The organism is Mesorhizobium sp. M0140 (genome assembly GCF_040322475.1).
Taxonomy (GTDB): Bacteria; Pseudomonadota; Alphaproteobacteria; order Rhizobiales; family Rhizobiaceae; genus Mesorhizobium.
Genome location: NZ_JAMYTM010000052.1, coordinates 16633 through 29191, shown reverse-complemented (window position 1 = coordinate 29191; position 12559 = coordinate 16633). Strand labels below are relative to the sequence as shown.

General features: G+C 57.4%; 14 protein-coding genes. 2 read left to right on the top strand and 12 right to left on the bottom strand.

Features of this window, described 5'->3' with window-relative positions:
- Positions 1 to 268 precede the first annotated feature (268 nt).
- Positions 269 to 484 carry a helix-turn-helix domain-containing protein gene (locus NKJ37_RS30580; protein ID WP_352606692.1) on the bottom strand — a complete coding sequence of 72 codons (216 nt, stop codon included), beginning with the start codon at positions 482 to 484 and terminating at the stop codon, positions 269 to 271.
- Positions 485 to 1028: 544 nt separating this feature from the next.
- Here NKJ37_RS30580 and NKJ37_RS30575 point away from each other — a divergent pair.
- Positions 1029 to 1307, top strand: a complete 279-nt coding sequence (locus tag NKJ37_RS30575; RefSeq protein WP_352776293.1) for a DNA -binding domain-containing protein — start codon at positions 1029 to 1031, stop codon at positions 1305 to 1307.
- Positions 1308 to 1315: 8 nt separating this feature from the next.
- Here NKJ37_RS30575 and NKJ37_RS30570 read toward each other — a convergent pair whose 3' ends face one another.
- The 5 genes from NKJ37_RS30570 to NKJ37_RS30550 all read right to left on the bottom strand — a co-directional run bounded on the left by NKJ37_RS30570 (position 1316) and on the right by NKJ37_RS30550 (position 5542).
- Positions 1316 to 1810 carry a DUF2285 domain-containing protein gene (locus NKJ37_RS30570; protein WP_352662634.1) on the bottom strand — a complete coding sequence of 165 codons (495 nt, stop codon included), beginning with the start codon at positions 1808 to 1810 and terminating at the stop codon, positions 1316 to 1318.
- Between the two features lie 57 nt (positions 1811 to 1867).
- On the bottom strand, positions 1868 to 2125 hold the full coding sequence (locus tag NKJ37_RS30565) for a transcriptional regulator domain-containing protein (protein ID WP_352776292.1): 258 nt from the start codon (positions 2123 to 2125) through the stop codon (positions 1868 to 1870).
- A gap of 33 nt (positions 2126 to 2158) precedes the next feature.
- Positions 2159 to 2785 (bottom strand): acyl-homoserine-lactone synthase, encoded by a 627-nt coding sequence (locus NKJ37_RS30560; protein WP_352776291.1) that lies wholly within the window; start codon positions 2783 to 2785, stop codon positions 2159 to 2161.
- 90 nt (positions 2786 to 2875) lie between these two features.
- Positions 2876 to 3604, bottom strand: coding sequence for a LuxR family transcriptional regulator (locus NKJ37_RS30555; RefSeq protein WP_352776290.1), 729 nt, complete (start codon positions 3602 to 3604; stop codon positions 2876 to 2878).
- Between the two features lie 531 nt (positions 3605 to 4135).
- A complete protein-coding gene (locus NKJ37_RS30550) occupies positions 4136 to 5542 on the bottom strand; it encodes an aminotransferase (RefSeq protein ID WP_352776289.1) in 1407 nt (468 codons plus the stop codon).
- Between the two features lie 575 nt (positions 5543 to 6117).
- On the opposite strand from NKJ37_RS30550, the gene NKJ37_RS30545 reads away from it, so the two are divergent.
- Positions 6118 to 7217 (top strand): IS3 family transposase gene (locus NKJ37_RS30545; protein WP_352776288.1). Its coding sequence is split into 2 segments (ribosomal slippage): positions 6118 to 6370 and positions 6370 to 7217, totalling 1101 coding nucleotides; the frame shifts between segments, so codons are not numbered across the junction.
- Between the two features lie 112 nt (positions 7218 to 7329).
- Here NKJ37_RS30545 and NKJ37_RS30540 read toward each other — a convergent pair.
- From NKJ37_RS30540 to NKJ37_RS30515, 6 genes are all read right to left on the bottom strand, one after another.
- On the bottom strand, positions 7330 to 7782 hold the full coding sequence (locus NKJ37_RS30540) for a ubiquitination-like system serine protease family protein (protein ID WP_352776286.1): 453 nt from the start codon (positions 7780 to 7782) through the stop codon (positions 7330 to 7332).
- Positions 7783 to 7787: 5 nt separating this feature from the next.
- Positions 7788 to 9242 carry a HesA/MoeB/ThiF family protein gene (locus tag NKJ37_RS30535; protein WP_352776284.1) on the bottom strand — a complete coding sequence of 485 codons (1455 nt, stop codon included), beginning with the start codon at positions 9240 to 9242 and terminating at the stop codon, positions 7788 to 7790.
- Positions 9239 to 9661: an E2/UBC family protein gene (locus NKJ37_RS30530; protein ID WP_352776282.1), complete on the bottom strand. Its 423-nt coding sequence runs from the start codon at positions 9659 to 9661 to the stop codon at positions 9239 to 9241. Before NKJ37_RS30530 ends, NKJ37_RS30535 begins: the two co-directional genes overlap by 4 nt.
- Positions 9661 to 9906 carry a multiubiquitin domain-containing protein gene (locus NKJ37_RS30525; RefSeq protein ID WP_352776281.1) on the bottom strand — a complete coding sequence of 82 codons (246 nt, stop codon included), beginning with the start codon at positions 9904 to 9906 and terminating at the stop codon, positions 9661 to 9663. Before NKJ37_RS30525 ends, NKJ37_RS30530 begins: the two co-directional genes overlap by 1 nt.
- 206 nt (positions 9907 to 10112) lie before the next feature.
- Positions 10113 to 10610: an Lrp/AsnC family transcriptional regulator gene (locus NKJ37_RS30520; protein WP_352776280.1), complete on the bottom strand. Its 498-nt coding sequence runs from the start codon at positions 10608 to 10610 to the stop codon at positions 10113 to 10115.
- A 404-nt stretch (positions 10611 to 11014) separates the two neighbouring features.
- A complete protein-coding gene (locus NKJ37_RS30515) occupies positions 11015 to 12559 on the bottom strand; it encodes a fumarate hydratase (protein WP_352776279.1) in 1545 nt (514 codons plus the stop codon).

Below are 12559 nucleotides of genomic sequence, written 5' to 3'. Positions count from 1 at the left end.
CCGCCCGCCCCGCGCCACCGGGAAAGGCCAACAGACAGCCCGCGCCGCCCGCAAGGGCGGGGGCCGTCACAGCCCGAAGGGCTGCACACGCCAAGGGGCGAAGCCGAATGGCCGAGACCGCCTGAGCTTGCCGAAGAAAAGCGGGCTCGGTTCACGAGCACCCGGTGCGCGCTGTAAGGCGCGCGCGCGCTCCTGTCAGCAGCATGAAAATGCCTGGAAACGTTCTGGCCGAGTCTCATCAACCGCGGTTCCGTCCCTCCTTCCAGATCTATTCAGAACGAGGGTTGAGTAAATCGGCCGGCTCGATTCCGAGCACTCTGGCGAGTTTTGCCACAGTATCAATACTGGCGGCATAGACCGAGCGCTCAAGTGCGCTGACATATGTTCGGTCGACGCCAGCTTCATGCGCCAGCGCTTCCTGGGACAGTTTCTTTTTTTGGCGGTGCCTACGCAGATTGCGGGCAAAGACCTCTCGGATTTCCATGCACGAGAAGCCACCCTCTTGTCGAGGATTTCACCACGGAGTGTTCTCTACAAATATCAGAGGCAACAAAGGGGAGCGGCTGCACGGCATCATTTTCGCGAGGGCAAATCCGCTGAGCCGTGAACTCAAGGACCGGAATCGTGAAGTTTGACAGCAAAACAAAGCGCAAGGCCATCTACAGGTCACGAGAGCGACGCATTTGTGCCAGAAGCTCGCAAGGATCGATATCAAGAGCCTCGGTAACTCGAGAAACTCAATTACGTCCAGCCGACGTTCACCACCCGTACTTGGCCACGAAGGATTGTGGGCGGCCCAGCAGATCAGCAACCTGGGGTCTGGGTGACCCCTTTGGTTTTGCGCGCCGCAATCGGCCGTTTTAGCAGCCGGCGCCGCCGAGCTGATCGAAGGGAATTCGGCATCAGACGAACCGGCCAAGAAGGAACCGGGTCCTAGAATAATCCCAGTTCCGGATTATCCTATTTTAGGATATCACGTCATCAAATATCTGCGCGGACGCGGGACAGGTCTTACGGCGAGAAATGAAATGGAAGACAGATTGCTCAAACCTGCTGTTGCCGACGACGTCCCATGGGCGGAGAGCCTGACCGGTTACGACGATGAACACTTTACGATTTATTTGAAGCTCTTAGACGCATGCGCCGGCAATGCCAGCGAAGAACAGATGGCGCAGGCGATATTGGGAATCGATCCAGTGCAAGAGCCAACGCGCGCCCAAAGGGCGGTTCGCAGCCATCTCGCGCGCGCCCACTGGCTGGTGGTGGAGGGGTACAAGGAGCTGTTCTCTGGCCGCCAAAAGGCCTGATGGTGGCGTTATAGAAGAAGACGCTTATAACCACCGTTCATTAGCGAGCGCCCGCGTCTGACTGCACGGCGGACGCTGTCGCGAAGATGGTCACCGGGGTCGGCCCAGTCCTGCTCGACGCGGGCTCTGCCGAAGAGAGCAAGGGCGATTTCGCGGTGTGATGCGCCAGCGATGAAGCCGTCGAGGGCACGCAACACTCGGCGCAACCGCGAGCAACGGGGCTCGGTCGGAAAAAATCCTGGTTGCAGCCTGCCGGTCCAACAGAGGCTGTTCAGACATTCCAACGCGTTCAGGCGTTGCTTCAATTCCTCTGGCGGCCAGAGGACGGAGGATGTCAATCGCACAGGTTCGAGGATGCTGACGCCGGAGGCAGCCAGCTGCAAGCTCCTGCCACTGTCCTCGGCCAGGAGGTGCTGATGCCCGTCCCGCGTGATGAGTATGGAAATGCGGCAGGAGCGCGGGGCGAGATCGAGCAAATCGACTCCGCGCGGCCGCGCCGCCATTTCGGCAGCAACGGGCAAAACATGCGGACTTGGCAGGGGCACCAAAAGACGCTCGCATCAGTTCCTTTTGAGCTTGCAAAACAGAAGGCCCCACCGCGAGAGATCAACAGTGTTCGAAGGCAGGCTGATAATGTCCACGGACCTGGCGTTCGTGCGTTCGGCACCGCGTAGCGCGTTCGTCAGATGGTTCTGGAAGTCTGGATTGCGCCTGAGGAATTCCCAGGCCCAGCCGCGGCTGGTGAGCTGCTCGACATAACCATAGGCACGATCATCTTGCCTGTCCGGCCAAGCAGGGCCAGGTCTTGTTTCGTCCATTGCAACATTTCCAGAAAGGGTTGGATTCCAGACTCAGGCGATCTTCATGACCGGTGTCCACAGTACCGGGCCCTTGAGTCCGCCATTGCGATGGAGAGCTTCCAAGCTCTCTGTTGAGACGTCGAGAAATCCGGCAACGGCGCGCGTGTTGCCTATTGTTTGCGGATCGGACAGCCGTTCGAGAGGCCAGCCGGCGCGACGCAAGATCCGCTCTATGCGCAGATCCGTTACGGTAACGATGCTGCGCAGACCACGTGACAACCCAAACTCGACCATCCCGGCAAACAGCTCGTAGGTGCCAACAGCGATGCCCGCCTGTTTCGGCGCGGAAGGCGGCAGATCAAGCGCAAAACGGCTGCTTTCCCAAACCCGCGGATCTTCCGGCGCCGAACGGTCTTCAAGGAGAGCGCAGAAGCTGTCGCGCAGCATCGTCGGTCCGGTGGTCGGCAACAGGCGCACGCAACCGTCGATGCGCCCGGTGGGCGCACGCAGCAACAGGTAGTGGGGACGAAGCGCGTCGAACGGATCGACCTCATAGCCGCCGCTGAACGAAACGTCCCAGTCAAGTCGATCCCTGAAGACGCGATACCGCAAGCGGTGCATCTGCTCGAGCTCGTCGCTGAACTCAGCGTAGCAATCCGGCGTGATCAACTGCATCATGATGGCCTTTTCCCTCGCATGCATAACACCTGCGATTGAAGGCAAAGGCCGGAGTTGATACGACCTGTGTATGTGCCCAGGTTTCGGAGATCAAGTGAAGAGAGATGGCCGTGATAGTGCAAGCCGAACAGCTGCCTGAATAGCCGTCTTCACGCCAAGCTTCTTCCTGGCGTTATCCCGATGATAGGCTGCGGTGTGCCGACTGATTCCCAAGATGCGGCCGATCTCCCACGCCGTCTTTCCGCGAGCCGCCCACTTCAGACACTCGATTTCCCTTCGCGATAGGGCAACGCCATCCACGATCCTGCCGTCGGCCAGCTTGCGACAGGCATGAAGATGGAAGAAGACCGCGATGAGCTGCAGCACGCGGTCATATCGGTCAATCAGGCGGAAGGACAGTGGTCGCCTTTCATCCGAGGCGAAGGTCAGTGCTGCAAACGTACCGGTGCTGTCATGGATCGGGATCGTCAAGCCGCAGTGAATGCCAAATTGCGTCGCCTCATCCATCAATTGTCGCTGCTGCGTCGACAGTTCGAGATCAGCACCGTGCGCATCCCAGTTGAATGGTTCCTGACGACCACGCGCCTGACGGATAACCGGGTCAATCTTTTCATACCGACTGTGAAGGTAGTGAGATGTCCAGGATTGAGGGTAGGTGGAAATCAGGCGCACCTTGCGGCCCTTGCCAGGCGAAGGGAAAAGATAGGCAAAAGACGGCAAATCGAGCGAAGAGGCAATCTCGCCCAGAGCGTTGCGCAGGTCCGCCGCGTCAGCGCTGTCTACGATTTGCTCTACAAATCTATGAAAAACGTCTTGCATAGCTAAACTGCAGTGAGTTCTGGCCCCCTCCAGGAGCCAAGACGGGCCGGCCAATGCGCAGGCATTCTGGGTTGAAGGCCCGGCCGGAGACTGAGCTCCGTGCCGGGCCGTGCGCCTTGGGAGGGCAATACGTGCTCCGACGGCGCTGTTATCGACGTCGAGACCTCATTCCAGCGCCATCTGTTAGCAGGTGACAGTGGTCCTCTTGGGTTTGCACTTCATTGCGGTCGGGGTGTCTTTTTGCGTGCTGTAGAGATTGCTCCATGGAGAGCTCAGCCTCACGGTAGATTGCGGTCTGTGGTCTGTGAGAGCTCTACATTCTTGCAGCAGCTCAGGTGAGCCGTCTTCGGACGCGAAGGCGGCACTGTGTTTTTCGAGATTGGCGTCGCATTTCAGCATCGGCTCGCACAGCCTCCATGCAAGTTGCCTTCAAAGCGAAGCGGGATTGTTGCCTCCTGCTCATGAGGCCACAGGGCTGCCGCACGTGAATATCCCGGCCGATCCGAGTTGAAGGCGTCATCTCACGCCAGATCATAACGCGCCTTCCGCCTTCAGCGCGCGATAAGTCGTATCGACTGATTTCGCAGTCGCATCGACGATGATGTCGATCTCTTTTCGGGTAATGATCAGAGGTGGGGCAAAGCCGAGGATATCCCCATGCGGCATGGCGCGGCCTATGACACCATTTTCAAACAGAGCAGCGGCGACCCGCACGCCGACCTGAAGTCCGGGTTCAAATGGCACCCGGCCCTTCGGATCCCGCATCAGCTCCACGGCGGATAGAATGCCGATGCCGCGAACCTCGCCGACAATGGGATGTCCTTCCAGTTCGGCTTTCATGCGGGCTTGCCAATAGGGTCCGACGTCGCGAACATGTTCCAGGATGTTTCTTTCCTTTAGCAATTTAATGTTGGCAAGCGCCGCGGCAGCGCAAAGCGTGTGACCGGAATATGTCCAGCCATGGCCGAGTGGGCCGTGCTTTTCCGTTCCTTGTTCCAAGACGGACCAGACGCGGTCGCCGATAATTGACCCGGAGATGGGCAAGTAGGCTGAACTCAAGCCCTTGGCGATGGTTACGAAATCCGGACGCATGCCATAGATATGGGAACCGAATTTCTCACCGGTTCGCGCGAAGCCGCAGACCACCTCATCGGCGATAAGAAGGATATCGTACTTGTCAAGCACCCCTTGGATCGCGGCCCAATATCCCTTAGGGGGCGGAACGATGCCGCCGGTCCCAAGTACCGGCTCTCCAATGAAGGCTGCAACGGTCTCTGGGCCTTCAGCGAGGATAAGGGCTTCGAGTTCGTTAGCACAGCGCCTGGAGAACGCTTCCTCATTTTCGCCGTCGTGCGCCTGGCGATAGTAATGTGGCGTCGTCGTATGGCGCACCAAATTCAGAGGCAGGTCGAAGAAATCGTGAAAGAAGGCAAGACCCGTCAGGCTACCCGTGACCAACCCTGACCCGTGATATCCGCGATTCCGCGAAATGATCTTCTTCTTTTCGGGGCGCCCGAGGATGTTGTTGTAATACCAGACCAGCTTGATGTTGGTTTCGTTGGCGTCGGAGCCGGAAAGGCCGAAGTAAACCCGTCGCATGTTCTGTCCGAAATATTCGACCACGGCCTCTGCCAAGAGGGCGACTGGCTCGGTGCCTTGGCTCGCATAGACATGGGCAAACGGCAACTCGTGCGCTTGCCGCGCGATAGCCTCGGCAATCTCCGTGCATCCATATCCCATATTGACGCAATAGAGCCCGCCGAAACCGTCGAGACTTTTCCGACCCTCCGTATCCCAGATGTAGACGCCTTCTGCGCCGGCCATGATCCGGTTTGGCGTCTCGCCGCGGCTGTGCTTGGCCAAGTGTGTAGACGGATGGAAGACGAAGCTTCGGTCCTTCTCCCGCAGCTGCTCAGTCCCCAAATTGCTCAAGCTCATAGTTCCTCTCCTCGGGAGCAGTAGGCAGAAGACACTCACCCAGCCGCCTATTGAAAACAAGCATACTCGCAAACACCTCTCGAGTTTCACCGGAATGCACGTCTTTAGCCGACGAATTCGCGAAAATCGGCCTCGAACGCAGTGAAAACCAAGGTTTCTGGAGTTTGCCTTCTCCTTGAGGCGGATAAGGGATCAGGGTGGCCGCCGCCGTGCTCTTTTCCGGCGGATGTCTGCGAAAGGTAATGCATAAAGCCCAGGGAATCTTATGTCGAGATTGCACCGCCCGAGGGCTGCCATCCCAGATTCCAGCAGAATCTCCACGATGCGTTCTTCGTGTTACACAAGCTGATGCGCAGGTCGTGGCAGCACGCATTGGGCTGATCGGGATTACCACCGTACTCTCAAAACCGATCCGCAGCGTTATGGTTATGAAGGCGTTCGGATGGCTGAGTGACGCGGCGGGGTCCGCATGATCGAGAAGGCCCGGCCCGGGGGTCTCCTCATAGATTATGACCTGAGACCCTGAAGCTCCTCCAGTTTTTGGTAGAGTCCGTCCCGATCAAGGAGACGGACGAATGAAGCGTTCACGGTTCACGGAAGAACAGGTCATCTCGATTTTGAAGGAGCAGGAGGCGGGCATGAAGACCGCCGATGTCTGCCGCAAGCACGGGATCTCGGAAGCGACCTTCTACAAATACAAGGCGAAGTTCGGCGGCATGGACGTTTCCGATGCGCGCAAGCTGAAGGCTTTGGAAGAGGAGAACGCCAAGCTGAAGAAGCTTCTGGCCGAGCAGATGCTGGACAATGCCATCCTGAAGGATGTCGCTGCAAAAAAATGGTGACGCCCGATGCCAAGCGATGCGCTGTGGCCCACGCCTGCGAGCGGCATGGGGTGAGCCAGCGTCGGGCGTGCAAAGCTCTTTTCGTCGATCGCTCGAGCGTTCGCTACACAAGCATCCGGCCGGATGATGCCGTCGTTCGAGCCGCGATGAAGACGGTGGCAGCCGAACGACGCCGCTTCGGCTATCGGCGCATCCACATCATGCTTGAACGGCAAGGGATCGTGATGAACCAGAAGAAGCTGCGGCGGCTTTACAGGGAGGAGAAGCTCCAGGTCCGCAAGCGTGGCGGCCGCAAGCGGGCCTTGGGAACGAGAAGGCCGATGATCGCGCCGGGCCGGATGAACGAGCGCTGGAGCCTGGATTTCGTCAGCGACGCCTTCACAGATGGTCGGCGGTTCAGGGTTTTGGCCGTCGTCGACGACTTCACGCGGGAATGCCTGGCACTGGTCGCGGATACGTCGCTGTCGGGCGCCCGTGTCGTCCGGGAACTGGACGCCATCATCGCTCGCCGCGGCAGGTCTCGCACGATCGTCTCGGACAACGGCACCGAGCTGACGTCGATGGCGGTCCTCAAATGGTGCCAGGAGAGCGGCGTCGAATGGCATTACATCGCGCCCGGCAAGCCGATGCAGAACGGATTCGTGGAGAGTTTCAACGGCCGATTTCGCGATGAATGTTTGAACGAAACGCTGTTCTCCACTCTCACGCAAGCGCGGGCAGCAATCGAACTATGGAAGGAGGACTACAACCGCAACAGACCACACTCAGCCTTGGGTAACATCACGCCCATCGATTTCGCCATGAAAATGGCACTGGAAAAACAGGCCGCATGAGGCCAGAAATGAAGCGTCGGACTCTCCATTGAAATGGAGGGAACAAGGGTCTCAGGTCAATTAGCGAACGCCCTCATCGCATCACAATCGGTCCGCGATCCCAGGACGGGCTCTACATTCTTCTTTCGTATAGATCTGGACGGGCTCGCCAAGGGTCGACACCGGTATCCCCACACCAGTAGACTCTTCCGTCTCTAAGCCAGAAATGGCTCATGCACCCTTTGTTTCTCCAGACAGAGGGATGCAAAGTCGGCCTCCCGTCTTGGCTCAGTTCGATACGCCACCTGGGGTTATGCGGCGGATGCATCGGTAACGAAACGACCTCGCCACAGCCACAGGGACACCTAAAGAGCGACCAGTATGGCCGCCCTTTGTGCACGACCGTGATGAACTGTCCTGGCGTGACCCTGTCATTCGAAGGTGTTTTTTCGAGCACTTCATTCCGAGCGAAAAGTATACCCGGAAGTCGCTCCTTAAAAGAAGTCCTGTTGGATGTTTTTGGAGTACGTGGACCGAGGATGATTTCCTCCAGCCGCCACACGAGCCTTAGCAGCCAAGACAACATACGAATTAGCTCAGCTTACCTAGTGACGGCATATCGAGCCGATAGCCATCCTCAGGCTTGAGCAATAAGCCATTCGGACCGCAGCAAAAGCATTCGGCATTGTCCTTTGGCATATTGCTGTGAATTGCCATATGCACGAAGTCGTACCATATATTATCGCGGCTAATGTCGCTAGGAAGTCGTCGGTAGCCGCGCACAAGATCAAACAATGTCGCTATGGCCATATCGGCAGTCGCACTGGTGAACGGACCTACGCCGGGAGCCCGCTCGCCGCCCCCGACTAGATAGAACTCCGTCCGAAGCGTTTCTGGATCCAGCTCTCCCAACTCCGGACGTTCCTTTAGCGCACTCTCGTAACTGAGCTTTTCCTCGGTGACGACGCCTTGGCACCTCAAGCACGCACCAAATTCGGGAAGAACTGTGCTAACGCGGCCTCTATGGTCACGCAGATAAGGCTGATGCTCCTGGTCGAAATCAATCTTGCCGGTGAGTCCGCAGTCGATAAGGCCCTGGCAGTAGTAGTACACTGCCTGATTGAGGACCTCCCTTCCAGCAACATCGTCAGTACAGCCGAACACTAGGTCAGCGCTGGAGATCGCATCTATCGCTTCTGAAGACTCGTTCACATATGCCGGGATGGCAGCGACAGCTACCGATAAACCTAGGTCTCGAATGTATCGGGCCAACGTGGCTGCTTTACTCTCGCCGATATCGCAACTGCGATATCCGCGGACGCGATTGAGATTGCTCTCTTCGAGCAAATCCCCATCTATAATGATGAGTTCGCCAACGCCGGCGCGGGCGGCGAGTGTGGCGACCGACGATCCCGTTCCACCACCTCCGACGATTGCGATGCGCAAGGATCTGAGCTTCTCGCTGAAAGGCTTGCCGAAGGCAGCTTCCTGGCGCCGCAGCACTTCCGATGAAGTGGCATCGTCTGCCTTGCCGAGATGAACTGCCAAGTGAGTCCCGAGCACACAGACATGCCGGACATCAGTCACGCTATCAGGGATCGCACCCGACCGAACTCTCGCACGCCACTGCCCGTCTGCCAAAACCATCGCGATAAGTGACACGTCACGGCCATTGCAGCCAGCGTATCCCCTCAGAATGCTTTGTTCGTTCAGATCATCCTTCGTCGAGAACTCCAAAACGCCTCTTGGATGACTGTGGGCGAACCCCAACTCCAGCCGCTCCCGCTCGCAACGAACGTAGATGTCCTGAAACCTGCGCAGATTAATACGCAAGTGAACCGGGGAGCTCTCTAGTATCCAGTCACCATCCATCTCAATCACGTCAACCGCCACAAAACGCGTTGACGGCGACAGTCCCGCTACGGTCCTTTCTATTTTGCGGAAGAGAACGAGCGCGCCGCGCTCGTGACCGTCAGGGTGCCCCGTCAACCAACTCTTGAGCCTGTTGTCGAGAGAACCGGTAATAGAAATGCGAGGTCCGTTCATGAACGCCTCGCGTCAGGGTATCTAAACGCCCACGAAATCCGATCCATAATCGTTTGGACGTTGTCGACCTTTGCTTTCCAAGGATTTCCATTCCAGTGCCTAGACCAGCGGCAAAACACCACGCCTGCGTGAGTACGTGAATCCTCATTGGGACCAGGCCCGCCAGTGTTTGGTATCAACCCACCGTCAGCCCTATGCAATCGGGGGTGTACCCAGAACATGTCGCCCCCCGAGATATTGTAGTTCTGCGGAATGACATACAATATATCAACCGCATCCGCGGGCTTTTCATCTGCCACATAAACGCCTTTCGGCAGCGGAAAGTTTTTAAATATAAGAAACCGGGCACCCTCTTGTTCCTCAAAATTGAGACCGGCTTTTTTAAGAATCTCGTATTCAGAATCGAACAACAGTGGCATTATGCATTTCCGGCTTCGGAGCTTGCATCCTGGGCGTAAAACTTTTCGATCCCCGGCTGTCGCAGGTCGATTGAGTCATCCGCCCCAACCAGCCGACCGGGATGGCCTGCTACTTTCATATACACGTCCATGCTATCTGGTATGCCAGGACCAAGGCCTCGCACTTCGGCGCCGGTTATGAACTGACTGCTCCATTCGTAACTCTCGTTTTCGATTTTGAATTTGTACTTTTCGTGCGCAGCCATAAGCTTTCATCCTTTTTTCGCAGTTTCTCGGTTGCCGGATTGCTCAAGCGCGTCGTTGCTTTCCGCACGATAAATTAACGGAGCACACCCGGCCGACCCGGCTCCTTATACCGCAAATGCCTCTCAGATTTCGCGGGAATGTACGTCTTTGGCCAGTAGATTCTCGGAATTGGCGCCGATCACCGTGGAATCAGCGCTTCAGGCGTTTATCTTTGTTTTAGGGAGGACAAGGGAATTGGTGAATTGGATTTCACTGGTTTCGTGACGACAAGGCTGTAGTATTGCTCGATCCCCAAACCGGCCTGTAGCAGTCCCTCCATGAAATCTTGATACGCAGCCATGGAAGGCGATGAAACGCGCATCAGATAGTCGATCCGCCCCCCGATAGCCCAGCAGTCGAGGATTTCCGGAATCTCTTGGATCGCGGACTCGAAGTGTCGTTGATCCTCGAGACGATGGCGGTCCAAAACCACCTCCACCATTACAGAGATGATGCCCCCGATGAGGGCTGGACTGAGGCGCGCGTAGAACCCCTCAATGACCCCTGCGGCTTCGAGCACACGGAGCCGCTCCGAACAGGCTGAAGCTGAAAGGTGAACACGCTTTGCGAGCTCGCTTTTCGAAATCCGACCATCTGATTGGATTTCCGAGAGAATCCTCAGATCCCAACCGTCTAGTTGCACGGGGCCGGATTTTGACTTCATGATCTTGCTCTCAAACGGTGGTCGAAAAGGGCAATTGGTGCCCAGCAATTTTTCATCAATTGAAGCGAGCGAATGTAGTGGACATATCTGTCTTCGGCCCGAAACGCGTCCGTGTGAGGTTGTCGAATGTCAAGTGACCAAGCAGAAGGGATGCAGAACAGTTGGGCTTTTCCTTCCTACCCGGGTCCGGTGCTTGACCTGATTGGCAAGCTAGACAGCACCGAGCGTTGATCGCATGGCCGGCAGGTCGATGCAGTCTTTACACTGAGCGTTTGGCATCGAGAGCGACTTGAAAGCCTTTCTTGTCTGGCTCGCCGAGGAGCTGAACACAAATGGCCGCTGGTGTTACCGATACGGCCCAAAATCCGAGACGGGACTCTGGTCGGATCGCGCAGCCGGCGGACTCAAACGCCGATGCTGCGTGCGATGCTATCGGCCGCCATGCGCTTTCGCCACTCGAGAGGCCCTGAATTGTGAATGGAGTTTCCCTCAACATCGACAGCCATGATGACCGGCATGTCCTGCACCTCGAATTCATAGATGGCTTCCATGCCCAGGTCTTCAAAGGCAACGATCCGCGCCGCCTTGATCGATTTTGAAATCAGGTACGCAGCGCCACCGACTGCGATGAGATAGGGCGTTCTGTGACTGACAATTGACTCGATGGCCGCCGGGCCCCTCTCCGCTTTGCCGACCATCGCGTATAGCCCAGTCTCGGCGAGTATCTTTTCAGTAAAAACGTCCATACGGCTGGAGGTTGTCGGGCCAGCCGGCCCGACGACCTCATCTCTTACCGCGCGGACCGGTCCGACGTAGTAGATTACGCGTCCCCGCAGATCGACCGGCAGCGGCTTGCCGGCATCGATCAGATCCATCATTCGCTGGTGGGCGGCGTCACGGCCCGTCAGCATCTTTCCGGACAGAAGAAGAGTTTCTCCGCAGCGCCAGGATGCCGTGTCTTCCTTCGTGAGCGCATCGAGATTTATCCGCCGGACGTCGGTTGTGTGCAAATCCTCATGACCGATCTGGGGCCATTCGGAAAAGTCAGGTGGCTCGAGCTGGATGGATCCCGAGCCGTTCAAGGTGAACTTCAGGTGTCGGTTGGCCGCACATTGCGGAATGAGCGCGACGGGCTTCGACGCGGCATGTGTAGGATAGGTAGCAACCTTCACGTCCACGACCGTGGTCAGGCCGCCTAGGCCCTGAGCACCGATGCCTAGCGCATTAATTCTTTCATAAAGCTCGATCCGCAGCGCCTCCTCCGCGTTTGACGGCCCCCTGGCGATCAGTTCCGACATATCAATGGGCTCGTTCATGGCCTCCTTCGCCAGCAGCATCGCCTTTTCAGCGCTGCCACCGATGCCGACCGAGATCAGGCCGGGCGGACACCATCCGCTGCCCAGCGTCGAAACGGTGTCGACTACCCAGTCGGCAACGGACGCACTGGGGTTCAAGGTGGTGAAACGTGCCTTGTTTTCCGATCCGCCCCCTTTTGCGGCGATGGTGATCTCAATCTGGTTACCTTGCACAAGGTCGACGTGGACGACTGCTGGTGTGTTGTCCCGCGTGTTCACCCGCCCGGCAAGCGGATTCGAGACGATCGATGGTCGAAGGGGATTGTCCGGGTCGAGATATGCCTGGCGGACGCCCTCATTGACGAGGTCCGCGAAACTGGCCGTTGATTTGATGCGGGCGTCCATGCCGACCTTGGCAAAGACAACTACGAGACCGGTATCCTGGCAGATCGGCCTCCGCCCGAAGGCCGCCATGCGGGAGTTCAGCAGGATCTGCCCGATGGCGTTCTTCGCCGCCGGGCTCTGTTCGCGAGTGTATGTCTGCGAAAGGTACCGGATATAGTCCGGGGGATGGTAGTATGAAATGTATTGAAGAGCGTCGGCGACGCTCTTTGTAATATCCTTGCCGGCGATGGTCCGTCTTGTCTTATTCAC